General features: G+C 68.5%; 18 protein-coding genes and 1 pseudogene. 9 read left to right on the top strand and 10 right to left on the bottom strand.

Annotated elements, in window-relative coordinates; translation table 11 throughout:
• Positions 1-106 precede the first annotated feature (106 nt).
• Positions 107-1711 (bottom strand): AMP-binding protein, encoded by a 1605-nt coding sequence (locus RIB98_07285; protein MEQ8840768.1) that lies wholly within the window; start codon positions 1709-1711, stop codon positions 107-109.
• Between the two features lie 102 nt (positions 1712-1813).
• Between RIB98_07285 and RIB98_07280 the strand changes: the two genes are divergently transcribed.
• The 5 genes from RIB98_07280 to xylB all read left to right on the top strand — a co-directional run bounded on the left by RIB98_07280 (position 1814) and on the right by xylB (position 13100).
• Entirely contained in the window at positions 1814-3016 is a 1203-nt protein-coding gene (locus RIB98_07280; protein MEQ8840767.1) for an acyl-CoA dehydrogenase family protein, read from the top strand.
• Positions 3016-4134, top strand: coding sequence for an acyl-CoA dehydrogenase family protein (locus RIB98_07275; GenBank protein MEQ8840766.1), 1119 nt, complete (start codon positions 3016-3018; stop codon positions 4132-4134). The genes RIB98_07280 and RIB98_07275 overlap by 1 nt, the downstream gene beginning before the upstream one ends.
• 81 nt (positions 4135-4215) lie before the next feature.
• Entirely contained in the window at positions 4216-10311 is a 6096-nt protein-coding gene (locus tag RIB98_07270) for an alpha-2-macroglobulin family protein (protein ID MEQ8840765.1), read from the top strand.
• Between the two features lie 96 nt (positions 10312-10407).
• Complete coding sequence (xylA, locus tag RIB98_07265) at positions 10408-11736, top strand: xylose isomerase (protein ID MEQ8840764.1); 1329 nt, start codon at positions 10408-10410, stop codon at positions 11734-11736.
• Positions 11736-13100: a xylulokinase gene (gene xylB / locus RIB98_07260; GenBank protein MEQ8840763.1), complete on the top strand. Its 1365-nt coding sequence runs from the start codon at positions 11736-11738 to the stop codon at positions 13098-13100. The genes xylA and xylB overlap by 1 nt, the downstream gene beginning before the upstream one ends.
• On the opposite strand, the gene RIB98_07255 is transcribed toward xylB, so the two are convergent.
• The 5 genes from RIB98_07255 to RIB98_07235 all read right to left on the bottom strand — a co-directional run bounded on the left by RIB98_07255 (position 13097) and on the right by RIB98_07235 (position 18988).
• Positions 13097-14224, bottom strand: coding sequence for an acyl-CoA dehydrogenase family protein (locus RIB98_07255; GenBank protein ID MEQ8840762.1), 1128 nt, complete (start codon positions 14222-14224; stop codon positions 13097-13099). The two genes, xylB and RIB98_07255, sit on opposite strands and share 4 nt — an antisense overlap.
• A complete protein-coding gene (locus RIB98_07250) occupies positions 14224-15261 on the bottom strand; it encodes a MaoC family dehydratase N-terminal domain-containing protein (protein ID MEQ8840761.1) in 1038 nt (345 codons plus the stop codon). The genes RIB98_07255 and RIB98_07250 overlap by 1 nt, the downstream gene beginning before the upstream one ends.
• Complete coding sequence (locus tag RIB98_07245; GenBank protein MEQ8840760.1) at positions 15258-16421, bottom strand: CaiB/BaiF CoA-transferase family protein; 1164 nt, start codon at positions 16419-16421, stop codon at positions 15258-15260. The genes RIB98_07250 and RIB98_07245 overlap by 4 nt, the downstream gene beginning before the upstream one ends.
• 25 nt (positions 16422-16446) lie before the next feature.
• Positions 16447-17667, bottom strand: a complete 1221-nt coding sequence (locus RIB98_07240; protein MEQ8840759.1) for an acyl-CoA dehydrogenase family protein — start codon at positions 17665-17667, stop codon at positions 16447-16449.
• A 76-nt stretch (positions 17668-17743) separates the two neighbouring features.
• Entirely contained in the window at positions 17744-18988 is a 1245-nt protein-coding gene (locus RIB98_07235) for a CoA transferase (GenBank protein ID MEQ8840758.1), read from the bottom strand.
• A gap of 136 nt (positions 18989-19124) precedes the next feature.
• Here RIB98_07235 and RIB98_07230 point away from each other — a divergent pair, with 136 nt between their 5' ends.
• The gene (locus RIB98_07230; GenBank protein ID MEQ8840757.1) at positions 19125-19604 is read left to right on the top strand and encodes a tyrosine-protein phosphatase; all 480 of its coding nucleotides are present in this window, start codon (positions 19125-19127) and stop codon (positions 19602-19604) included.
• Positions 19605-19646: 42 nt separating this feature from the next.
• Here RIB98_07230 and RIB98_07225 read toward each other — a convergent pair.
• Positions 19647-19859 (bottom strand): annotated as a pseudogene (locus RIB98_07225) (Rdx family protein).
• Positions 19860-19930: 71 nt separating this feature from the next.
• Positions 19931-20401: a Cys-tRNA(Pro) deacylase gene (gene ybaK / locus RIB98_07220; protein MEQ8840756.1), complete on the bottom strand. Its 471-nt coding sequence runs from the start codon at positions 20399-20401 to the stop codon at positions 19931-19933.
• A gap of 94 nt (positions 20402-20495) precedes the next feature.
• Between ybaK and tpx the strand changes: the two genes are divergently transcribed.
• Entirely contained in the window at positions 20496-20993 is a 498-nt protein-coding gene (gene tpx / locus RIB98_07215) for a thiol peroxidase (protein ID MEQ8840755.1), read from the top strand.
• 9 nt (positions 20994-21002) lie between these two features.
• A complete protein-coding gene (locus tag RIB98_07210) occupies positions 21003-22253 on the top strand; it encodes a cytochrome P450 (protein MEQ8840754.1) in 1251 nt (416 codons plus the stop codon).
• A 33-nt stretch (positions 22254-22286) separates the two neighbouring features.
• Here RIB98_07210 and RIB98_07205 read toward each other — a convergent pair whose 3' ends face one another.
• Both RIB98_07205 and RIB98_07200 read right to left on the bottom strand, forming a co-directional pair.
• A complete protein-coding gene (locus RIB98_07205; GenBank protein MEQ8840753.1) occupies positions 22287-23321 on the bottom strand; it encodes a phosphotransferase family protein in 1035 nt (344 codons plus the stop codon).
• Positions 23322-23326: 5 nt separating this feature from the next.
• Complete coding sequence (locus RIB98_07200; protein ID MEQ8840752.1) at positions 23327-24217, bottom strand: TIGR03620 family F420-dependent LLM class oxidoreductase; 891 nt, start codon at positions 24215-24217, stop codon at positions 23327-23329.
• Positions 24218-24339: 122 nt separating this feature from the next.
• On the opposite strand from RIB98_07200, the gene RIB98_07195 reads away from it, so the two are divergent.
• On the top strand, positions 24340-25638 hold the full coding sequence (locus RIB98_07195) for an S-layer homology domain-containing protein (protein MEQ8840751.1): 1299 nt from the start codon (positions 24340-24342) through the stop codon (positions 25636-25638).
• The last annotated feature ends 7 nt before the right edge of the window (positions 25639-25645 follow it).

Genomic DNA, 25645 nt, shown 5'->3' with positions numbered 1-25645 from the left:
CCCTACGCATGATCGCCCTTACGCATGCTGCTCGCCCTCAACAGGAATCGCCCCACGATCACTCACGGTAGTGGGTTTGCCGCATCGGGTCGATGAACCGTTCGGGCTACCTGACGGGGCCGAGGAGGGCGACGACCTCCCGACGAATGATCTTCCCGGCCGGGTTGCGGGGGATCTCGTCGACGAGACGAAGGTGCTTCGGAGCCTTGAAGCTCGCCAACCCGTCCTTCACCGCCTTGCGGATCGACGCCACATCGACCGTGCTGCCGGGTTCGGTGACGACGATCGCACCCACGACCTGTCCGAAGTCGGGATCGTCGAGGCCCACGGCAGCCGCGTCGGCCACGCCGTCGATGGCCAGCAGGTACTCCTCGACCTCGCCGGGAAAGAGGTTCTCGCCGCCGCTGATGATCATGTCGTCGACCCGGCCGGTGACATGGAGCAATCCGTCGGCGTCGAAGCAACCGAGATCGCCCGTCTCCATGAACCCGTCGATCATCGGCTTCGAGCCGCCGCCGGTGTAGCCGTCGAAGTGCGCGCCGTTGCGCACCACGATGCGGCCGGTGACCCGGGGTTCGGCATCGCGGCCGGTGTCGTCGACGATGCGGACGACGGTGCCCGGCGTGGGCCGCCCTGCGCTGTCGGGTGAGCGCCGGAGGTCGGCGGGGGAGGCGACGGCGACCTGACCGACCTCGGTGGACCCGTAGAAGTTGTGGAGGTTGTCGCCGAATGCGTCCATCCACCGGGTGGCGAGCCCCCCGGCGAGCGCGGACCCACTCGTGGCCGTCATGCGCAGATGGCGGGCGACGAAGGCGTCCCCGTCAGGGGCAGCGTCGAGGATCCGCTCGAGCATCACCGGCACGGCGACGAGGATCTCCGTCCGCTGATGACCGAGGTCGGCGACCAGACGCGAGGCGTCGAACTCCCGACGCAGATGCACCGTCTGGGCATACACGGCGGCGATGCCGAGCTGGCTGAGCCCCCACGCATGAAAGAGGGGAGCGGCGATGTTGGTGCGGGCGCCCCGCCGGTGCCGGAGCGCGAACAGGGGCCCGAGGGCGGCGAGTCCGACGTTGGCCCCGGCCCGCTGTGCGCCCTTCGGGGTGCCGGTGGTGCCCGAGGTCATCACCACGCTGGCCACCGACGGGGCCAGGACGGGTGGGTTCCAGCGGGTCGACGCGGGTGGCATTCCCGGCACGCTCCAGTCGGTGTCCCGCTCGGGCGCGACCAGGTAGGAGTCGGTGCGGGCTCTGGCCACGACGTCGGAGAACTCCTCGTCGTGGAAGACGGCGACCACCCCCTCGCGGGCGACAACCTCGGCGAGCTGGTCGACGCCGAATCCGGTGTTCAGGTAGACGGGAACCGCACGAGCGCGGCTGATGGCGGCGTTGAGTTCGACGAAGCCACGATGATTTCGGCACAGCAGGCCCACGCGATCACCGGGGAGGACACCGGCCCGGCCCAGTGATCCGGCCAGCCGTTCGATTCGTCGTGACAACTGGGCATACGTGATGGTGCCGTGGTCGTCGGCGATCGCGACCCGCCGGGGAAACCGCAACGCCGCGGCGGCGTAGGGAAGGGCCAACGACGGCCCGGAGCGGACCATCCCACCGGCCACGGCCCACGCCGTGGTGGGGTCGAACAGGCCCAGGTTCCAGGTGGTCCGCACGAGTTCGCCCGGCGACACGCGTCTCGTGATTGCCGGTGCCATCGGTGCTTCCAGTCGGTCGGGTGGACAATGCTATTCGCACCGCCGGAAATGCACCCAGCCGCGGTTACCACTCACCCGGGCGATTGCGTTAGAAACGGTGACATGTACATCGGGTACGACGAGAACCAGGAAGCGCTGCGAGCCGAGCTCCGCGCCTACTACACCGACCTGCTGACCGACGAGGTCCGGGAGGCCCTCGGCGAGGAGGACGGCTGCGGCCCCGTCCACCGCGAGATCGTGGGGAAGATGGGCAGCGACGGCTGGCTCACGGTGGGTTGGCCCGAGGAATACGGCGGCCGCGGCTACAGCGCGGTCGAGCAGTTCGTGATGTTCGACGAGTCGGTCGGCATCGGCGCCCCGATCCCGATGCTCACCATCAACACCGTCGGCCCGACGCTGATGCAGTACGGCACCGAGGAGCAGAAGAACTTCTTCCTGCCGAAGATCTCCAAGGGCGAGATCACCTTCTGCATCGGCTACTCCGAACCCGATGCCGGTACCGATCTCGCCGCCCTTCAGTGCCGCGCGGTGAAGGACGGCGACGAATACGTCATCAACGGCCAGAAGACCTGGACGTCGTTGGCCAAGGACGCCGACTACATCTGGCTCGCCGCCCGCACCAACACCGAGGTCAAGAAGCACAAGGGCATCTCGCTCTTCTGCATCCCGATGGACACGCCGGGCCTGTCGATCGAACCGCTCGACCTGCTGTCGAGCCACAACATCAACCACACGTTCTTCGACGACGTGCGGGTGCCGGCCTCGACGATGATCGGCGAGGAGAACGGTGGTTGGGGGCTCATCACCAGCCAGCTCAACCGAGAGCGGGTCACGATCTGTTCCTCGGGTATGGTCACCACCGCCCTTCAGGAGACGATCGACTTCGCGAAGAACACCAAGCGAGCCGACGGCACCCGGGTGATCGATCAGCCGTGGGTGCAACGCAACCTCGCCGAGGTGAAGGCCGGACTCGAATATCTCCGGCTCGCCAACTGGAAGGTCGCCTGGACCGTCGCCACCAAGATCGACGATCAGCAACCCGACATGGACACCATGACGGGCTTCATCGCCGATTCGTCCGGCGTGAAGGTCTACGGCACCGAGTTCTACACCCGCGCCTACCGGAAGCTGATGGAGGTCTACGGACCCCAGGCCGCGATCAGCAAGGGCCAGATCGGCCACCTGACCCGGCTCGAGATGCAGTACCGCTCCACGGTGATCCTCACCTTCGGCGGCGGAACCAACGAGATGCAGCGCGACCTCGTCTCCCAATTCGGACTCGGCTACCCCAAGGCGGACCGCTGATGGACTTCGACCTGAACGACGAAGAGCAGGCGATCTACGATCTTGCCGGCCAGATCCTGGGCGACAAGTCCACCCACGAGCGGCTGCGTCAGCTGACGGCCGACGACGACCGTGTCGATGCCGAGGCCTGGGCCGCGCTGGCCGAGGCCGGCGTGCTCGGGGCCGCCGTGCCCGAGGCCCACGGTGGCATCGGACTCGGTTTCCTGGCCACGGCCATGGCCCTCCAGCAGGTCGGGGCAACGGCCTCCCCCGTGCCCCTGCTGTCCACCGCGGTCATGGGCGCCATGCCCATCGCCGAGTTCGGCACCGATGCCCAGCAGGCGGCCTACCTTCCCTCGATCGCCGATGGCTCGCTCATCGTCGCGGCCGCTCTCTACGAAGAGGGCACGACCCCTTCCGAACCGACCACGATCGCGGTGGCCGACGGCGACGGCTATCGCCTCGACGGGGTCAAGCCGATGGTCGAGGCGGGACTCGACGCCGGTCTGTTCGTGGTGCCGGCCGCCCTGCCCGACGGTTCCTGCGGCGTGTTCCTGGTGTCCGCCGACACCGACGGCCTGTCGCTCACCCGCGTCGAGGTCACCACCCGGCGCCCCGTCGCTCGCGTCGACCTCGCCGGTGTGCAGGTGCCCGCCGATGCCCTGCTCGGTGACGGCGGGACCGGTGGTGCCGAGATCGTGCAGTGGATCGAACTCCGCGCCCAAGCAGCGATGTGCATGATCATGGCGGGCGCGGCCCGCTCGTCGATCGAGTTGGCCGCGGCCTACACCAAGGAGCGCCAGCAGTTCGACCGGCCGATCGCCACGTTCCAGGCGGTGAGCACCCGGGCCGGGGACAGCTACATCGACACCGAAGCGATCACCCTCACGGCCTGGCAGGCGGCATGGCGGATCGACCAGGGACTCCCGGCCGATGATGCCGTGGCCATCGCCAAGTGGTGGGCGGCCGACGGCGGCTTCCGCGTGGTCCACGCGGCCGTGCACGTGCACGGCGGCGTCGGTGTCGACCGCGACTATCCGCTGCACCGCTACTTCCTGATGGCCCGCCAGATGGAACTGACCCTCGGCAACGGCGAAGAACATCTCGCCGCCCTGGGCCGTTCGCTCGCCGCGGGGTAGGCGAGTACCCGCGTTCTCGGGAACCGGAGCGGGGGTTCGCGACGTCGTAGTCTCGTCACCACCCGGGGAGGTTCGCCGAGAATGCGACACAGACTGATCTTGCTGCTGCTGGTTCTGGCCATGGTGGCGGGGTCGTGTTCTGGTGACGACGCGGGATCCGACGACCCTGCGACTCCCGACGACGGCGACGAGGACGACGAGGTTGGGGCCGCGCCGGCTCCCGCCGGCGATCGCGAACCGGGACCGGTCGGTGTCTCGCTGAGCGCCGGACAACCCGACGACGGGGCGACCGCCGCGCCCGCGACCTTCGTCGAGGGCACCCCGCTCGAGGCCCCGGCCGTCGAGGATGTGCTCGACCGCCTGCCCGAGTGGGCGGAGGCCGACGGCGACAGGGTCGACTTCAACCGGCCCACCGAATCGCTCTCGCCGCCGATCTCCGGTGACACGATCGATGTTGCGTTCCCCGCTGAGACCGACGACCCGCAGCCCGAGGTCGACGATGGTCCGCTCGAAGTGCTGCGCCACCAACCCGACGGCGAGGTCGGCCTGGCCCCGTTCTTCAGCGTCACGTTCAGTCAGCCGATGATCGCCCTCGGCACCGTCGACCAGAGCGACGCGGCCGACATCCCCGTGGTGATGACCCCCGAACTGCCTGGCCGCTGGCAGTGGATCGGCACCCGCACACTGCGCTTCGAGCACGATCCCGACATCTTCGACCGACTGCCGATGGCGACGACCTATTCCGTGGAAGTGCCGGCCGGCACCGAGTCGGCATCCGGTGGGGTGCTCGAGACGGCCGAGACGTTCACGTTCGAGACGCCGTCGCCGTCGTTGCAGTGGCTCACCCCGACCAGCGACTCGCTCGATCTCGAGCCGGTCTTCGTGGCCACCTTCGACCAGCGGGTCGACCCCGACGCCGTCCTCGCCGTCACCACCATCGAGGCGGGCGACCGGGAAGTGTCGGTTCGGCTCGCCACCGACAACGAGATCGAGGGCGACGAGAACATCGCCCGAGTGGTCGACCAGGCACTCGACGGCACCTGGGTCGCCTTCCGGGCGGTCGACGCCTTCGCGCCCGACACGCCGATCCGGATCGCCATCGGCCCCGAGGTCCCGTCGCAGGAGGGCCCGAACACCACCGACGAGGTGTTCCGGGAGTCGGCCCGCACCTACGCACCGCTCCGGGTCGAGAGCCAATCGTGTCAGCCCGGCGACGATTGTCAGCCCGAGTGGGGTTTCTGGGTGTCGTTCAACAACGAGCTCGATGCCGAATCACTGGCGGCCGATGACCTCGGATTCTCGCCGGAACTGCCCGGCGCGTTCATACGCGTGCAGGGCAACGGCATCCAGGTCGAGGGCCCGATCGTGGGTGGCACCGTCTACGAGATGACCGTGCCCGCCGGTCTCAGCGACACGTTCGGGCAGACCCTGGGCGCGGACGAAGTGATCGAGTTCCATGTCGACGACGCCTACCCGTTCCTCGACGGCGATCGCGGTCGTCTCGTCACGCTCGATCCCCTCGTCGACTCCCAGACGCTGCCGCTGCAACTTCGCAACCACGACGAGGTGCGGGTACGGGCGTATGCCGTCGAGCCGTCGGACTGGGGTGCGTTCGCGACGTACTGGGACCGCCGCTGGGACGAGGACCGGCTCTCGCCACCGCCGTTCACGGAGATCTACGACGAGGTGCAACCCACCGGCGCACCGGAGAACCAACGGTTCGAGGCCCGCATCGACCTGGAACCGGTGTTCGCCGGTGAGCCGGGCATGGCCGTCGTCGTCATCGAGGGTGTCGGCGAGTTCGCCGACATCAGCAGGCAGAGCGAGCGCGGCTGGGAGAACCAGCCGGTGGTCCAGTGGGTGCAGTCCACCTCGCTCGCCGGTGATCTGTTCGCCGACAGCACCGACGGCTATGTGTGGGTGACCGATCTCGCCACGGGCGCGCCGGTCGAGGGGGCAACCGTGGCCATGGAGGGCGTGCAGGCCATCGACGCAACCGGGCCCGACGGCCTGACCAGGTTCACCCTCCCGCCCAGCCTGACGCCGACGGGTCCGGTCGTGGTGTCGTCCGGCGACGACGTCGCCCTCACCGACGGCTGGGCCGACGCGAGCGAGCGGGTCGATCAGGGCCTCTGGTACGTCATCGACGATCGCGGCCTCTACCGGCCCGGCGAGACGATGAGCGTCAAGGGTTGGGTCCGGCGCCTGGAACTCTCCGGCGATGCCACGATCGAGGCGTTCCCCGACGGGTCGACCTTCACCTATTCGGTCAACGACTCGTTCGGCAACGAGATCTCTGCCGGCGAGGTGACCCTGAGCGACACCGGCGGCTTCGACTTCACGGTCGACATCCCCCTCGGTGCGAATCTCGGCGGCGCATGGATCGAATTCCGCCACCCGACCGAGCCGCGTTTCAACCACACCCACTCGTTCGGCATCGAGGAGTTCCGGCGGCCCGAGTTCGAGGTCACGGCCCGCGCCGAGACCCCGGGTCCCTACCTCGTGGACGATCCGGCGACCGTGGCCGTCGACGCCACCTACTTCTCGGGTGGTCCGCTGCCCGACGCGCCGGTCGACTGGTGGGTCACCACCCGACCCACGTCGTATGCGCCTCCAGGCTGGGACGGCTTCGCGTTCGGTGTCTGGATTCCGTGGTGGAGCCGGGGTGGCTTCGGCGACGACGGGTTCGGCCCCTACGAGCCGGAGACGACGACCGAGACGTTCTCGAGCACGACCGATGCGAGCGGCAGCAACTATCTGGAGATGGCCTTCGACGGCGACGGCGAAGGGCGCGCGACCTCGGTGACCGCCACTGCGTCGGTGACCGACGTGAATCGGCAGACGTGGTCGTCGACCACCGATCTGCTGGTCCACTCGGCCGACCTCTACGTGGGGCTCCAGGCCACGCGTCCGTTCGTGAAGGCGGGCGACCCGCTGCCGGTCGAGGTGATCGTCACCGACATCGACGGCAACGCGGTGCCGGACCGGGCGGCCGAGGTGGTGGCCGAGCGGTTGCGGTCGGAGTACGTCGACGGCGAGTGGACCGACGTCGTTCTCGATTCGGAGTCGTGCGAGGTCAGCTCCAGCGGTGAGGCAGAGACCTGCACGTTCGCGATGGCCGAGGGCGGGCGCTACCGCGTCACGGGCACCGTCGTCGATGACCGCGGTCGCGAGAACCGCACCGAGATGACGGTGTGGGTCAGCGGGGGCGATTCGCTGCCGAGCCGTCGGCTCGAGCTCCAGGAGGCGACGGTCATTCCCGACGCCACCGACTATGCAGCCGGCGACACGGCGGAGATCTTCGTCGCCTCGCCGTTCGGGCCCGCGCACGGACTGATGACGATCGAACGCAACGGCATCGTGGCGGTCGAGGCGTTCGAGATCGAAGGGGCCGACACCATCCTCGAGGTCGACATCGTCGACGAACACGTGCCCGGCCTCACCATCGGCATCGAACTGGTCGGTATCACCGACCGGGCGGCCGACGACGGCACCGTGCTGCCCGATGTGGCCCCCCGGCCGGCGTTCGCCACGGGTGGCACCGAGCTGCGCGTACCGCCCGCCTCGCGCACGCTGTCGGTCGAGGCCGTGCCGGCCGACGAATTCGTCGAGCCCGGGGCCGCCACCGCGGTCACCGTCGAGGTGAACGACGCCACCGGGGCGCCGGTGGCCGACGCCGAGATGCTGGTGATCGCGGTCGACGAGGCCGTGCTCGCGCTGACGGGTTACGAACTGCTCGATCCGATCGAGGTCTTCTACCGCTCGTTCGGCGAGCGGGGCCTCGACTTCCGGGGTCGCTCGTCGATCCAGCTGGCCGACCCTCAGGCACTGGTCGACCTGGCCCGACAGATCGAGGAGTCGATCCAGGCAACCACCACGTCGCCAGGGGCAGCACCCTCTCCGGATGATTCCGACACGTCGGCCGACGACATGGCCGAGTCCGACGGCGCAGGCGAGGATGAGGCGTTCTCGGGCCGCTCCGCCTACAACCAGGCCATCGGCGGCGATGCGCCGATCGAGGTGCGGTCGAACTTCGACGCCCTCGCGTTGTGGGATCCCGAGGTCACCACCGATGCCGAGGGCCGCGCCACGATCGACTTCGATCTGCCCGATTCCCTCACCCGCTACCGGGTGATGGTGGTGGCCGTCGACGGCGTCGATCGTTTCGGCTCGACCGAGTCGAACCTCACCGCCCGTCTGCCGTTGCAGGTGCGCCCGTCGGCCCCCCGTTTCCTGAACTTCGGCGACGACTTCGAGCTTCCGGTCGTCGTGCAGAACCAGACCGACGACGACATGGACGTCGAGGTCGTGCTGCAGACCTCGAATCTCACCATGAACGGCCCGGCCGGCCAGATGGTCACCGTTCCCGCCAACAACCGGGTCGAGGTGCGCTTTCCGGTCACCACCGAGTCGGCCGGCACCGCTCGCTTCCGAGCGGTCGCCGTGAGCACCGATCATGCCGACGCGGCGACCGTCTCGTTGCCCGTCTACACCCCGGCCACGGCCGAGGCGTTCGCCACCTACGGCGTCGTCGATGCCGGTGCGACGATCCAGCCGCTGCTGGCCCCCGAGGGTGTCGTGCCACAGTTCGGTGGGCTCGAGGTGACCACCTCGTCCACCGCGGTGCAGGCGCTCACCGACGCGGTGCTCTATCTGACCGAGTACGAATATTCGAGTGCCGATGCCTACGCGTCGCGCATCCTGGCCATCGCGGCGCTGCGTGATGTGCTCGAGGCCTTCGAGGCCGAGGGCATCCCCACGCCGGCCGAGTTCGACCGGATCGTGGCCGACGACCTCGCCGCGCTGGCCGCGCTCCAGAACTCCAACGGCGGCTGGTCGACGTGGCGTCGGAACTACGACACGTCGCCGTACCGCTCGGTCCACGTGATGCACGCGCTCTACGAGGCCGAGGCCAACGGCTACGACGTGCCCGCCACGATGCTCGACCAGGGGCGTCAGTTCATCCGCAACGTCGAGAGCTACATCCCCCAGACCTGGGGCACCGACGCGCGGGACACGCTCATCGCCTACTCGCTGTTCGTCCGGCGTCTCGACGGCGACCTCGACTCGGGCAAGGCCGACGAGGTCTGGCGTCGCCATGGTCTCGACTTCGGTCTCGACGCACTCGCGTGGCTGTGGCCCGTCATCGACGACGAGGCGATCGCCACCGAGATCGGCCGCAACTTCTCGAACCGGGTGACCGAGACCCCGAGCGCGGCGACGTTCACGACCGACTACGGCGAGGAGGCCTACCTCCTCCTGCAATCCGACCGGCGCACCGACGGCATCGTCCTCGACGCGATGATGCTGATGGATCCGGGCAACGATCTGATCCCCAAGATCGTCACCGGACTGATCGGCAACCAGCGCCAGGGCCGTTGGAACAACAGCCAGGAGAACGCCTTCATCCTGTTGGCCCTCAACAACTACTTCGACACGTTCGAGGCCATCACCCCCGACTTCGTGGCCCGGGTGTGGCTCGGCGATCTCTATGCGGCCGAGCACGCCTTCGAGGGCCGCAGCGTCGACAGCCAGGAGACGGTGGTCCCGATGCAGGACCTGATCGACACGGGCGACACCGACCTGGTGCTCGCCAAGGAGGGCGAGGGTCGCCTCTACTACCGCCTCGGCCTGCGCTACGCCCCCGACGACTTCGATCTCGACCCCCTCGATCGAGGGTTCGTGGTCGAGCGGACCTACGAGGCCGTCGGCGACGACGGCGACGTGTGGCTCGACGACGATGGGGTCTGGCACGTGAAGGCCGGCGCCGAGGTGCGGGTCAACCTCACGATGGTGAACGACAGCCGCCGCACCAACATGGCGCTGCTCGATCCGTTGCCGGCCGGTCTCGAACCGTCGAACCCCGACCTGGCAGTGACCGCGGCGGCACCCGAGCAGGAGGAAGAGTTCTCCGACGATTCGGCGGACGACTCGATCGGCCGTTCGGTGTCGTTCGACGACTCCTGGTGGTGGGGCCCCTGGTACGACCACCAGAACCTGCGCGACGACCGGGCCGAAGCCTTCTCCGGCTACCTGAACGCGGGCACCCACGAGTACTCCTACGTCGCCCGGGCGACCACGCCCGGCACCTTCGTCGTGCCGCCGGCTCGAGCCGAGGAGATCTACGCCCCCGAGGTCTTCGGCCGATCCGGCTCCGACCTCGTCATCGTCGAATAACCGTTGCAGTTGGGGTCAGACCCCCGTTGCAGTTGGGGTCAGATCCCCGTTGCAACGGCAACTGATCGGTGCCGGCGGCGGGGCTAGGTTCTGGCCATGGCCGAGTTCTTCACCGATGTCGACGCGATCACCTACGCCGGGCCCGCCAGCGACGATCCGCTCACGTACCGCTGGTACGACAAGGACCGAGTGGTGGGCGACAAGACCCTGGCCGAGCATCTGCGGCTGGCCGTCTGCTACTGGCACTCGTTCAACTGGCCCGGCAACGACGTGTTCGGCGACGGCACCTTCGACCGCCCATGGCTCGACCCGTCGCTCGATCCGATGACGGCGGCCCGCACGAAGATGGCGGCTGCGTTCGAGTTCATCGAGAAGCTCGGGGTGCCGTTCTTCTCGTTCCACGACCACGACATGGCGCCCTACGGCGGAACCTTCGCCGAGGAGACCGCGGCGCTGCACGAGCTGGCCGACGAGGCGATGGCCCACATGGATCGCACCGGGATCAAGCTGCTGTGGGGCACGGCCCGGCTCTTCCACCACCCGCGCTACCTGGCCGGGGCCGCCACCAACCCCGATCCCGACGTGTTCGCCCGGGCCGCCGCCCAGGTGGCGAACTGCCTGGATGTCACGCACGAGATGGGGGGTGCCAATTATGTGCTCTGGGGCGGTCGTGAAGGCTACGAGACGCTGCTCAACACGGACCTGCCTCGCGAGATGGACCAGCTCGGACGGTTCCTCTCGATGGTCGTCGAGCACAAGCACCAGATCGGTTTCCAGGGGACCCTGCTGATCGAGCCCAAGCCCCAGGAACCCACCAAACATCAGTACGACTACGACTCGGCGACGGTGTTCGGATTCCTCCAGAAGTACGGGCTCGAGAACGAGATCAAGGTCAACATCGAGGTCAACCACGCCACCCTGTCGGGCCACGACTTCGCCCACGAGGTGGCCGTGGCCCAGTCGCACGGCATCTTCGGATCGGTCGACGCCAACCGGGGCGACGATCGCCTGGGCTGGGACACCGACCAGTTCCCGAACTCGGTCGACTCGCTGGTGCCCGCGGTCTACGAGATCATTCGCGGCGGCGGCTTCGAGACCGGCGGCTTCATGTTCGACACCAAGCTCCGGCGCACGTCGATCGATCGCAGTGACCTCTTCCACGGCCACGTGGGCGGCATCGACACACTCGCCAAGGCATTCCTGGTCGCCCACGCGATGGTCGACGACGGTGCCCTCGAGGATCTGCGCTCCGCTCGCTACGCCGGGTGGGCCGGCGACGAAGGCCGCGCGATCCTCGACGGCCAGCGCACCCTGGAGGATCTGCGCACCCGGGTGACGGCCGCCGACCTCGACCCGGCGCCGGTGTCGGGGGCGCAGGAAGCGCTCGAGGACCTCGTCAACCGCTACATCGAGCGTGTCGCCTGATGCCGCTGGTCGCCGGGATCGACTCGTCGACCCAGTCCACCAAGGTCGAACTGCGCGACCTCGACACCGGTGACGTCGTCGCCACCGGCCGGGCCTCGCACCCGCCCACCGCGCCGCCGCGCAGTGAGCAGGACCCGCGCGCCTGGTGGGACGCCCTGATCGAGGCGTTCTCGGCAACCGGCGCCCATCGCGACGAGGTGGTGGCGGTCTCGGTCGCCGGGCAACAACACGGCCTCGTGGTGTTGGGTGACGACGGCGAGCCGTTGCGCCCGGCCAAGCTCTGGAACGACACCGAGTCGGCGGACCAGGCGACCCGACTGGTCGCCGCCATCGGCGCCGACGCGTGGGCAGATGCGTGCGGTTCCGTGCCGGTCGCGTCCTTCACCATCACCAAGCTCAGGTGGCTGGTCGAGACCGAACCGACGCTCGTTCCCCGGATCGCCCGGCTGCTCCTGCCCCACGACTACCTGACCTGGCGGCTCACCGGCGCAGCGGTCACGGATCGGGGCGACGCGTCGGGTGGGGGATGGTTCGATCGCGCCACCGGCGCCTACCGGGACGACCTGCTCGCGTTGGTCGGCGGGCGCGACGACTGGGCCCACCTGCTGCCGCGGGTCCTCCGCCCCGAGGAACCGGCCGGCCCACTGCTGCCGGCCGCGGCCGACGCGCTCGGCCTCCGCCCCGGGATCGTGGTGGGGCCGGGCACCGGCGACAACATGGCCGGCGCCCTCGGCCTCGATCTGCGGCCGGGTGACATCGCAATGTCACTGGGCACCTCCGGCACGGTCTACGCCGTCTCGACGACGCCCACCTGCGACCGGTCAGGAGCGGTGGCCGGGTTCTGCGACGCAACCGGGAACCATCTGCCGCTGGTGTGCACACTCAACGCGACCCGGGTGACCGACACGGTGGCGTCCTGGCTGGGCGTCGATCGCGACCAGTTCGCCCGATTGGCCCTCACCGCGCCGTCGGGGGCCAACGGGGTCTCGCTCACGCCCTATTTCGACGGCGAGCGCACCCCGGACCTACCCCACGCCACCGGCACCTTCGAGGGGCTCCGCAATTCGACCGTCCCGGCCGACCTCGCTCGCGCCGCCCACGAGGGGGTGGTTCGGGGACTTCTCCACGGACTCGACGCGCTGACTGCCGCGGGCGCGGCGACCGATGGACGATTGCACCTGGTCGGTGGCGGCGCGCAGAGCCGCGCCTATCGAGGGGTCGTAGCCGACCTGTTCGACGGATCGGTCGTCGTGCCCCACGACGACGAGACCGTCGCCACGGGGGCCTGTGTGCAGGCCGCGTGGGCCCATGGCGGCCGCGCCGCCACCGCGGGGTGGACGCTCGGCGCCGGCGACGAGCTCTAGCCCAGCACGCTCTCGGCGACGCGCTCTTCGCAGGTGGCCTTGTCCCACCAGCTGATCTGGAGCTGCTTGGCCCGGCGGAAGTAGAGCTGGATGTCGTACTCGAGGGTGAAGCCGACGCCGCCGAAGATCTGCTGCGCCATGGCGGTGAGGTCGCGGTAGACCGTGCCGGTGAAGAGCTTGGCCATCGGTGCGAGGCGGCTGATGTCCTTGCCCTGCGACTGGGCCCACGCGGCTTCGTAGACCAGGATCTTGCCGCCGTCGAGCTCGGTGCGGGCATCGGCCAGGCCATGCGAGATCGCCTGGAACTCGGCGAGGGCCTTGTCGAACTGCTCACGGTCCTTCGAGTACTGGGCGGTGATCTCCAGGGCGTAGTCGGCGCCGCCCATGGCCTGGGCCGAGGCGAGGATCACGGCTTCGAGCATCACGTCGTCCCATGTGGCCCAACCGGTGCCGGCTGCGCCGATGCGGTTGGCCACGGGCACGGAAACGTCGGCGAACTCGACCCGGTACTGGGTGTCGGACGAGATCGACATTCGTTGCTCGAGGGTGACGCCGGTGGTGTCGGTGGGCACGAGGAAGAGGTCGATGTCGGTCGGGGCGTCGCCGGTACGGGCGAGCACGAGCATCTGGTCGGCGGCCCGGGCGAAGTAGACGTGCATCTTCGAACCGTTGAGCACCGCGTGGTCGCCATCGACGGTCGCGGTCAGCTGGACGCCCTTCGGCGAGTAGCCGTTGTCGGGCTCCAGCCAGGCGGGGGTGATGATGGTGGACCCGGCGGCGAGCTCGGGGAGCAGGCTCGACTTCTGCTCGTCGGTCCCGCCGCGCAGGATCGCGCCGGCGCTGAGGACACTGCTCACGAAGTGGGGCACCGGCGCCAGCGAACGGCCGAGCTCCTCGTAGACGATGACGCCTTCGATGAGGCTCATGCCCGACCCGCCGTACTCCTCGGGCAGCATCAGCCCGGTGACACCCAGCTCGCCCAGCTGGTCCCACAGCTCGGTGGCGATGCCGTCGGGGTCGTCCTCGAGCTCGCGTACCTTCTCGAACGGCGCGTGCTGCGCGCAGACGCCGCGCACCATGTCGCGCAGCATTTCCTGTTCTTCGGAGAAATCGAGATTCAGCATCAGGGAGTCCAGTTCTGGCCCTTGCGGGCCCACGGGTTGTCAGATTCGTCGGTCGGGATCGCCACTCGGGCGTTGCAGGTGCAGCAGAGCCGTTCGGGCTCGCCGTCGTTGCGCACGGCGACGGTGATGTCGAGCTCGGCCCAGGCGCAGCCCTGGTCGTCGGTGGTCACGCCGGTCACGGTGCCGGTGAACACCATGCGGTCGTCGGGGAAGATCGAGTCGCGCATGCGGAACGTCATGCGGCCGATGCGGCCGCGAGGGCCGGTCCAGTCGGTGATGTAGCGCTCGAACCAGGCGGCGAGGTTGGGTGTGTTGAGGAAGATGTCCTGGGTGCCGTTGCGTTCGGTGGCGAACTTGAAGTCGTGGTGCATCGGCCGCCAGTCGCGGCTGGCCAGCGCACCGAGCACCACCGTGGTCGCGGTGACGTCGTAGATCAGCTCGGGTAGACGTTCGCCGTCGGGAGGCGGCGAGGGACGAGCTGCCGGAGAGGGAGTCTGCGCAAGAGCGACGCCGGAGGCGTCGCGATCTCGCAGCGATTTGGAGTATCCGAAACCGGTGTAGCTCTCGATGCCGACGAGCTCGTCGTCCTGGTTGGTGTAGACGATGTCGATCGACCAGAAACGGCCGGAGCCGAGCTTGGTGGTCTTCTCGTCGCTCACCGAGCGGAGTACCTGGTGGTGGCTGATCACGTCGCCGGGGCGCACCGGCTCGTGGAGGATCAGCGTGTTGTCGCTCATGATCGCCTCAGGGAGTTCGAGCATCTCCTTCAGGTCGAAGTGGACCTTGAGGGCGACGAGTTCCTCTTCGGCGCCCGGCTCCCAGCGGTGGGGGCGCATCCACAGCGACAGTGTGGTGGGCGGCACCGTCATGCCGCCGGTGAGCTCGTCGGCCACCGCGGGGTCCCAGTAGAGCGGGTTGCCGTTCTCGGTGGCGGCGAGCGTGTTGAAGCTGTAGCCGAGCTCGACCGGGAAGTTGGCGGTGACCGGGTACTGGGGCTTGTCGATGAGCTCGGCAATGGACGGGGGAAGGTCGCTCACGCGATCACTCCGTTCTCGAGAAGTCCGTCGATGGTCGTCCGCTCGTAGCCCGCTTCTGCGAGCAGGTCGGCGGTGTCGGTGACCGTTCCCGCGCGGACCGGGTAGGGGCCGTCGGGCCGGGTGGTGCCGGCCCAGACGGGTCCGGTCTGGCGGAAGATGCCTTCGGTGGCGTGGTCGGCCTCGACCACCATGCCCCGGGCCGCGTACTGCTGGTCGTCGACCGCCTCGGCCACGGTGTTGACCGGGGCGACGCAACAGTCGGCCGGACCGAGTTGGTCGGCCCACTCGTCGCGGGTCTTCGTGGCGAAGACGGCGGCGAAGGCGGCGCGGACCTCGTCCTGGAGATCGTCGTCCATCTGCGCGGCCGTGTACTGCTCGAGATCGAGCTCACGGCACAGGTTGCGCCAGAACGCCGGCTCGATCGCGCCCACCGAGAGGTGGCGGCCGTCGGCGCAGGTGTAGATGTCGTAGCAGGCGTACTTCCCGGTGAGGATGTAGTGCCCCGGGCCGGGTTCCGTACCGGTGGCGAGGTACTCGTCGACATAGAGCGACATGAGCCCGAAGGCGCCGTCGGCGATCGAGACATCGAGGAACTCGCCGGTTCCCGTGCGCTCACGGCGCAGGAGGCCGGCCATGATCGCCATGACCGCGTGCATGCCGCCGGCGGCGATGTCCGCCACCGTGGCCCCGGGCAGGGGAGGGGAGCCGTCGGCCCGCCGGCCGGTGCAGTCGAGATAGCCCGAGACGGCGAGATAGTTCACGTCGTGACCGGCCCACGCCGACTGGGGACCGGTCTGGCCGAAACCGCTGGTCGAGCAGTACACGATGCGGTCGTTCACCGCGCGGGTTGCCTCGTAGCCGATGCCGAGGCGGTCGACCACGCCGGGCCGGAAGCTCTCGAGCACGACGTCGGCGGTCCGGGCCAGGGCGAGGTACGCCTCGCGACCGGCATCGGCCTTAAGATCGAGCAGGCCACGGCGCATGAGACGATGACCGCTGTAGGCGTAGTACGGCGGCACGAGCAGTTTGCCGCCGTCCTTCGGCGTGGGGCCGAGCTTGATGACCTCTGCGCCATAGTCCGACAGCATGCGCGACGCGCGAGCGCCGGGTCCGACCGACGCGAAGTCGAGTACACGGATGCCGTCGAGGGCAGGAGTCATCGCTGAACCAACACAGTTAGGGCGCTCAGAAGTTCTTCGGAAGGCCCATGGCCCGGCGGGAGATGATGTTCTTCTGGATCTCCGAGGAACCGCCGCCGATGGTGTCGATGACGGTGTAGCGGTAGGTCGACTCGGAGCGTCCCTTCATCGGCGCGTCCTCGGTCTTGACCCGGAGCTGCGAACCGGGGCCGCCGATGTCCATCGCGGCGTCGGCGAGGCGCTTCGACAGCTCGGTGGCGAAGAGCTTGTACTCCGACGCCTCCACGGTGGGCGGCTGATACGGCTTGCCCGCCTTCACCAGGTACTCGACCTTGACGGCCTCGGCCACGAACTTGAGGCCCATGACCCGGGCCACTTCGGCGTCGGTGTGGAGCTGGGCGAGACGGGCCCGGATCTTCGGGTCGTCCCTCAGCGGCTCGCCGTCTCGCACCGCGGTCTTCACGTAGTCGGTCAGCAGGTCGAGACGCTGGAGGATCGGCGACATGGTGAACATGGTGAACCGCTCGAGGTCGAGCGCCTGGCTGATGTAGCGGAAGCCGTAGTTGACCTGGCCGACGACATAGGCGTCGGGGACGAAGACGTCGTCGAACCAGACCTCGTTGGTGCGCTCGTCGCCCATCGTCCAGATGCCGTTGATGGTGATGCCCTCCTGATCGAGGGGAACGAGCATGAGGGTGATGCCCATGTGTTTGTTGTCGGGATCGGTGCGGACGCCGACCCAGTACCACTCGGCGAAGTGGGCCGAGGTGGTCCAGGTCTTCTGGCCGTTGAGGAGCCAGCCGTCTTCGCCGGCATCGCTGGTGACGCGCTCCCCTTTGAGCCGCATCGAGGCGGCGTCGGACCCGGCGTTGGGTTCGGAGTAGCCGACCGCGAACTCGACGTCGTTCTCGAGGATCTGGGGGAGGAACTCGGCCTTGAGGTGATCGGAGCCGTGGGCGATCAACGTCTTGCCGATGATGCCGACGCCCTTGCCGATCTGGGGGCCGCCACGGCCCGCCAACTGCTCGTTGAGGATGTATTCGTAGACGCCCTCACCGTCGGTGCCGCCGTACTCCTCGGGCCAGGTGATGCCCAGCCAGCCCTTGTGGCCGAGCGACTTCATGAACGCTCGGCGCTTCGGCGTGTCGACGATCTGCGCCATGTTCTCCCGGGTGACGTCGAAGACGTCGGGGTCGTCGTTGGCGTCGAGGAACTCCCGCACATCGATCGCGAACTGCTGTTGCTCGGGGGTGAACTCGAAATCCATGTGTCGGTGCCTCTTGCAGATCTGACGGACCGTCAGATTCTACGCACACCTCCCGATGCGATCCGCAACCGAGCGGTCAGGAGGTGGTGCCGGCGTCCCGGAGGGCAGCGAGGCGGTCGGGGGAGAGGCCGAGTTCCTCGGCCAGCACCTCGTCGGTGTGCTCGCCCAGCCACGGGAAACGGGTCTCGGGGCCCTCCTGGGTGCGCGACATCTTCACCGGGTTGCCGGGCACCAGCACCGGGTCGCCGCCGTCGGCGCGAGGAACCTCGACCAACATGTTGCGCACGGCGACGTGTTCGTCCTCCACGATGTCCTTGCTGGTGTTGGACTCGCCGGCGGCGATGCCCTCGCCGGAGAGGATCGCCACCGCCTCGCGGTTGGTCTTGTCCGCGGCCCAGCGCTCGACTCCCGGCCGGATCACGTCGTCGAAGTGCTCCTGCCAACCGGCGCGGGACTCGAAGCGTTCGTCGGTGAGCCAGTCCTCGTTGCCGGTGAGTCGGGCGACCTTCTCGAAGTGGGGCTCACGGACGATCTGGAGCACGAAGCTGCCCTCGCCCGCGGAGAACGTCTCGACGATGCCCACGCCGGACGACTGTTCGTCGGGAATGCCCATCGAATAGAAGTTGGAGACGATGTCGGTCATCGCCATGGTGGCGTCGAGCATGGCGATGTCGATGTGCTGACCTCGGCCCGTGAGGTCGCGATGGCGCAGCGCCGCGAGGATGCCGATCACGCCGAACAGCGCGCTGCTGATGTCGCCCAGTGCGCCGACCGGATTGGCCGTGGGGCGGCGACCGGGGCGGCGCTTGTACTCGTAGATGCCCGACATTCCCTCGACCACCGCGGCGTAGGCGGCGCGATGCATGTAGGGCGACCGTGGGTCGTTGCCGAAGCCCGAGACCGAGAGATAGACGACCTCGGGGTGACGGGCGGCCACTGCGTCGTAGCCGATCCCGAGCCGGTCGGCGGTGCCGGCCTTGAAGTTCTCGCACACGATGTCGAAACGGGTCGACAGGTCGAGGAAGATCTCGACCCCCTCGGGGGCCTTGAGGTCCAGTGCGACGCTGCGCTTGTTGAAGTTGTTGCGCAGGAACGTCGCGCCCACCTTGCGCCCCTGCGGGTCTTCGATGAAGGGAACCGAGCCGCGTCCGCTGTCGCCCATGGTGGGATGCTCGACCTTGACGACCTCGGCGCCGAGCCGGGCCAACAACTGGGTCGCGTACGGGAGTGCCGCCATCTGCTCGGCCGCGAGGATCCGTATCCCGGCGAGGGGGCTCGGCTGGTCGGGGTCCTGAGGGTTGACGGTTTCTCCGAGGCGCATGTCGTCAGTCTGGACCGGCGGACCCGGGCGCGCACACCCGAGTGCAGTCCCCACCTTGCGTGACCGACGTGACTACTCTGTGCAACTCATGGACATTGGTGGCGATAAATACCGCGCTACGGGTGGCGTACATGCGGTGCCCGTCGCACGCGTCGAAGGAACACTCGTCCTCTGTGGGCTCGACGCGATCGGCCCCGATCCCGTCGGCTTGCTGACGAAGGTCGAAGGCGACACGGTCGTCTGCCTCCAGACCGACGAGGAGCTGCGCCGCCGTTTCCCTGCCTATGTGGACTGGCTGGCCGCCCCCGCGCCCCACACCGCGTTGCGGCTGCCCACAGCCGACCATCTGGTCGCCGCCGACACCGAGGTGAGGGAACTGGTCGTCGACATCCACCGTCGGTTGCGCACCGGGGAGCGGGTGATCGTACATTGCGGGGCCGGATGGGGGAGAGCGGGAGTCATCGCCGTCCTCGTGATGTGCGCGGCCGGCGCCGAGATCGACATGGCGCTGCGCGACCTGCGGCTGGCCCGCCCGGCGGCGGGTCCCCAATCCGCCGATCAGGATCTCCAGATCGAGCGTCTGGCCGGGCGGCTGCGGGCGGCCACTCCCCGCTGAGTCAGTTCGGTCCGTCGGGTCAGCGAGCGGGTCGTGCGGTGATCAGGTCTCGCCGTAGCGACGGATGTCGCCAACGAGGGCGGTGAACAGCTCGAGGACTTCGCCGGGTTCGGCGTGGCGTCCCGTCTCGGCTTTCGAGTAGATCAGTTGATCGTCGACCCGCACGTCGTAGACCCCGGCGGTGCCCGTGCGCAGTGTCAACGACTCGATCACGTGCTGATAGTTCGACAGGAGATCAGCGGTCGCGCTCACGGCGCGGCTCGAATAGTCTCAAGGGACGCAATAGGTGATTTCGATCCGATGGGCCATACGTCGAGGGTAGCGGCTCACCACGCGGCGATCGCCGCGAAGGTCGCACCGAGTGCGTCGACGAAGGCCGACGGTGCCACGCCGATCTCGAGGCCCCGCCGACCGCCGCTGCAGTGCACGATGGCGAGAGCACCGGCCCACTCGTCGACGAAGGTCCGAGCGGGTCGCTTCTGGCCGAACGGGCTGATGCCGCCGAGCACATAGCCGGAACGTCGCTGCGCCTCGGCCGAGTCGGTCATCACCGCCTTCTTCGCACCGGCGGCCGCGGCGATGGCCTTCAGATCGAGTTGTGCGCCGACGGGGACGACGCCGATCGCAAACGAGCCGTCGTCGAGCGTGACCATCAGGGTCTTGAAGACCGATTCGGGGTCGAGTCCCAGCGCCTCGACTGCTTCGTCGCCGTACGAGCCGCGGGCCGGATCGTGGTCGTACGCCGCGATGGTGTGGGCGATGCCGAGCTCACGGAGCATCTCGATGGCCGGCGTCATCTCCTCATCCTGCCAAGTCGACGACCCGGTGTGGGTAACGTGAGCCGGGTTCACGCACGAACGCTCGATCACCAAGACCCCAGGAGTACACCCCATGGCTGAGATCACACTCGGAGGCAACCCCGTCCACACCAGCGGCGATCTGCCCGCGGTCGGATCCCCGGCGCCGGCCTTCACCCTCACCAAGGCCGACTTCAGCTCGGTGTCGTCGACCGATCTCGCCGGTGGCCCGGTCATCCTCAACATCTTCCCGTCGATCGACACGCCGACGTGCGCCACGAGCGTGCGCACCTTCAACGAGCAGGCGGCCGGCCTCGACGCCACCGTGCTCTGCGTGTCGGCCGACCTCCCTCCCGCAGCCGGTCGCTTCTGTGGTGCCGAGGGCATCGAGAACGTGTCGACCGGGTCCACCTTCAAGAACCCCGAGATGCTCGACGACTACGGCGTCCGCATCATCGACGGCAAGCTCGAAGGCCTCGCGGCCCGTGCGGTCGTCGTCATCGGCGCCGACGGCTACGTCGCCCACGCCGAGCTCGTACCCGAGATCGCCCAGGAGCCCGACTACTCGGCCGCGATCAGCGCGCTCGGTTAGCCTGACGGGATGACGACGATTCCGCCCCTCGACGAGATCGACCTGTCCACGCTCGAGTTCTGGGATCTCGACCAGGGCACGCGGGCCGAGGTCTTCCGTCGCTTCCGGACCGAGAACCCGTTCCCGTTCTTCGAGGAGCCCGACAACCCACTGGGGCCCAACGGACCGGGTTACTACGTGCTCACCCGCCACTCCGACGTGGTGGCGGCGAGCAAGAACCCCGAGCTGTTCTGCAGTGGCAAGGGCGCCACCGGTCCACTCGATCAGTCGCCGGAGGTCAACGACTTCTTCGGCTCGATGATCAACATGGACGATCCGCGACACAAGCGCCTACGCGGACTCGTCGCGGCCGGGTTCACGCCCCGCCAGCTCGAACGGGCCATGCACGCCGTCGAGCAGGTCGGCATCGAACTCGCCGCCGATCTGCGCGACAAGGGGGAGTTCGACTTCGTCGCCGACTTCGCGGCGCCGCTACCGCTGCGCATCATCTGCCAGATGATGGGCATTCCCGAGAGCCAGTACGGCTTCGTGCTCGAGCAGTCGAACCTGATCCTCGGGGCCAGCGATCCCGACTTTGCGTCCGAAGGCGACGACTTCCTCGGGCTCATCCTGGGTGCTGGGCTGGGGCTCTCGCAGCTGATGGGCGAGCTCGGCGCCGCCCGGGTCGAGAATCCCACCGACGACCTCACCACCGCCCTCATGTCGGCCGAACTCGACGGCGAACGTCTCACCGAACAGGAGCTGGCGTCGTTCTTCATCCTGTTGCTCGTGGCCGGCAACGAGACCACCCGCAATGCGATCAGCTGGGGCCTCCATTTCCTCACCGAGAACCCCGACCAGCGAGATGCGTGGATGGCCGAGTTCGACGCGAAGGCGCCGGCGGCGGTCGAGGAGATCGTCCGTCTCGCGTCGCCGGTCATCTCGATGCGCCGCACCGTCACCCGCGACGGCGCCGAGCTCGGTGGCCGCACCTGGAACGAGGGCGACAAGCTGATCCTGAGCTACTGGGCCGCGAACCGCGACGAGGCCGTGTTCACCGACCCGCTGCGTTTCGACCTCGCCCGGACGCCCAACGAGCATGTCGGTTTCGGGGCACCAGGTCCCCACTTCTGCCTCGGTGCCCATCTCGCTCGTCGCGAGATCACGGTTGCCTTCCGCGAATTGTTCACCCAGGTGCCCACGATCCACGCCACGGCGGAGCCGGCCGTGCTGCGCAGCAGCTTCATCAACGGCGTGAAGCGACTTCCCGCGTCGCTGTGAGCGTCGGCGCCTCAGGGCGCGACGACCAGTGACTCACAGTGTGCCGGCCCGCAGGATGCGGTCGGCCATCTCGACCAGCCGGTCGACGGCGACACGGGCGTCGGCCTCGGCCGTGCCCACCTGATCGCCCATCGCGCCGGCGGCGAATCGCACCCGGACGCCCTCGCTGATGGCCGCGAGACGCCAGTGCTGGAAGGCCACGTACCAGGGCAGATCGGAGACATCGCGCGCCGAGTGTGTGGCGTAGCGCTCGAGCATGTCGACGCGGGTACCGAAGCCCTCGGCCCGGGTGGGCACGTCGGCCAGGCGTCCGGACGCGGCGGGGTCGTCACCCCACCACATGGCCATGCCGGCCACGTCGGCGAGCACGTCGCCCAGGGTGCACAGTTCCCAGTCGAGCACGGCGGCCACTCGGCCGTCGGCCGCCATCATGCAGTTGTCCATGCGATAGTCGCCGTGGACGATGCCGGCACCCTGCTGGGGTGGGATCGCGGCGACGAAGCGGTCGTGCAGATCCTGGAAGAGCGGCATCTCGCGGTCGGATCCCTCGTCGATCTGACGTTTCCACCGGCGGAGCTGGCGGGCGCAGTAATCCTCCTTGCGGCCGAGGTCGCCGAGCCCGACCTCGTCGGGGTCGACGGCGTGGAGGGCGGCCAGCGTGTCGGTCAGCGAGTTGGTCATCACCGGCCGAAGATCGGGCGCCACGGCCTCGCCGTCGGCCCGGTCGAACACGATCGAACCCTCGACGAAATCCATCACGTAGAAGTCGGCCCCGTTGACGGCGTCGTCCTGGCAGAGACCGATCATCGATGGGACGGGAACTGCGGTGGAGCGGAGGGCATCCATGATCCGGTGCTCGCGGGCCATGTCGTGCGCGCTGGCGAGCACGTGCCCGGTCGGCGGGCGGCGCAGCACGAGCCGGACTCCCTTCGCATCGGTCACCCGGAACGTCAGGTTCGACGCGCCCCCGGTGATCATCTCGAAGGTGAGCGGCGTGGTGAGATCGGGTCGTCGGTCGAGGATCCAGGCGGTGACGGGACCGGCATCGATGCCGCGCGGCGCGTCCATCCTCGTCAGCCCTTCGGGCTCAATGCCTCGAGGAGGCGCCAGTCCGGCTGCGTTCGGTCAACCGGGTTGACCGGCTGGATGCACACGTGGGTCGCGCCGGCGTCGTAGTGGGCCTGCACGCGAGCGGCGATGGTGGATTCGTCGCCCCAGGCCATCACGGCATCGAGGAATCGGGGATCGCGGGACTCGATCTCGTCCTCGGTGAAGCCGAGGCGGAGCCAGTTGTTGCGATAATTCGGCAGGTCGGCGTAGAGACCCAGCTGGTCCCTGGTGGCCTGGTGGGCCACCTCCTTGTCGGTGGTGAGCACGCACTTCTGCTCGACGCACAACAGGGCGTCGGGGCCCATGATCTCGCGGGCCTGGGCAGTGTGATCGGGGGTGGTCCAGTAGGGGTGGGCGCCGGCGGTCTTCTCGGCCGCCATGGCGAGCATCTTGGGTCCGAGGGCGGCGAGTACGACGGTCGGCTCCTCGGCCGGTGGTGTGGCCATGTACATCGAGGCGTTCATGGCGTCGACATAGGTGCGCATGGTCGACAGTGGCTTCTCGTAGGGGAGTTGTCGGAGTCCTTCGACCATCGGCGCGTGGGACACACCGAGTCCGAGTACGAAGCGGCCCCCGGAGAACTCGGCGAGCGCGAACGCTCCCTGCTTCATCATCCCGGGGTGACGCATGTGGATGTTGGCGATGCCGGTGGCCACGAGCAGTTCGGTCGTGGCATCGAGCAGGGTGGCGGCGTTGACGAACGGATCGCGGCCGAGGGTGTCGGGGATCCACAGTGTCGAATAGCCGAGTGATTCGATCCGAGCCGCGGTTTCGCGCGACTGCTCGGTCGTCAGGGTGTCGGTGAAGAACCACACGCCGGTGGTCTCGAGGCGGTTGCGGATGTCGATGGGCATGCGTGAGGATCGCAGGGCGAGTGCGGCAGTGGCAAGACTGGATCTCACCGGCTCGGCGGCAGCCCCAGTAGCGTGGCGCCGTCGACGACGGAGGAACAGCAGTGCGCAGGTTGAGTGGAGTGATGCTGAGTGTGCTCGTGGTGGCGAGCCTCATGGCGGCCTCGCCCGCCGCCGCCGTCGACGTCGACGAGGTTGCCGCCGCGGTTCGAGCGACGAACTTCACGCCCGACGAGTTCCTCGCCGCGTTCGACAATGCCGAACTCTCCGGTCTGGGTCCGATCGGCGCCCCACCGTCGATCACCGGCAACGCCGAGGTCGACGCGCGGATTCGTGGCATCGGCGAAGGGCGTGGCTACAAGCGCCGAGCCCAGGCGAACGTGGGCCTGGTCGCGGTCGACGGGCGCCAGCTCCAGGCCGGCGCGGCCGCCGCGTGGGAGTCCCTCCAGGCGGCCGCCAACGCCGCCGGTCACTCGCTTCAGCTCACGTCCGCGTATCGCAGCCAGTCCAGCCAGGTCGGCATCTTCCTCAGCCGGCTCGGGGGCACGAGCGACGGCTCCATCGACACGGTGTTGCGCACTGTGGCGGTGCCCGGTTACTCGAAGCACCACACCGGCTACGCCGTCGATGTGAGGTCGGCCAGTGCGAGCGGTTTCGCGTTCCGCAACTCGGGGACCTACCAGTGGTTGGCGGCGGACAACTTCGCCAATGCCAAACTTCACGGGTGGATCCCGAGCTACCCGGAGGGTTCGTCGCCGGTCGGGCCGGTCCCCGAGCCGTGGGAGTTCGTCTGGATCGGCACCGAGAACATCCTCTGTGCGAAGTTCGCTCCCAATGCCGACACCCCCTTCTGTGACACCACCGGCTCCACCTTCGCCGACGACATCGACTGGCTGGTCGACGAAGCGATCACGACCGGTTGTCGACCCGGTCGATTCTGCGAGGACCGCACGATCACCCGGGCCGAGACAGCCACGATGCTGTGGCGGCTGGCCGGCGAGCCCCCGGCCGACGGCAATGGGGAAGTGGTCGTCCCGTTCACCGACCTGCGGGCGGACGCGTTCTACGAGGACGCCGTCGCGTGGCTGGTGGCCGAGGAACTGACCACGGGCACCACGCCGACCACGTTCAGCCCGGACCGACCGTTGACCCGTGCGGAGTTCGTGACGTTCCTCTGGCGGTATCTGGCATCACCGGAGGCGACGAACCTCGCGCCGGGGTTCGGCGACATCGACGACACGAGCTTCGCGTTCGGTGCGGTCGCCTGGGCGGCCGAGGTGGGGGTCACGACCGGCACGACGCCGACCACGTTCGATCCCGACGGCAACGCCACCCGCGGTCAAGCGGCGGCGTTCTTCCGCCGCACGAGCCTGCTCGAGCCGGTCCCCGAACCAGAGCCGGAGCCGGAGCCCGCACCGGCCTGAGACACCG

It is taken from the genome of Acidimicrobiales bacterium (assembly GCA_040219515.1).
GTDB lineage: Bacteria > Actinomycetota > Acidimicrobiia > Acidimicrobiales > Aldehydirespiratoraceae > JAJRXC01.
Note: the sequence above shows the minus strand (reverse complement) of the source record. Positions and strands in the feature narration are given on the sequence as shown.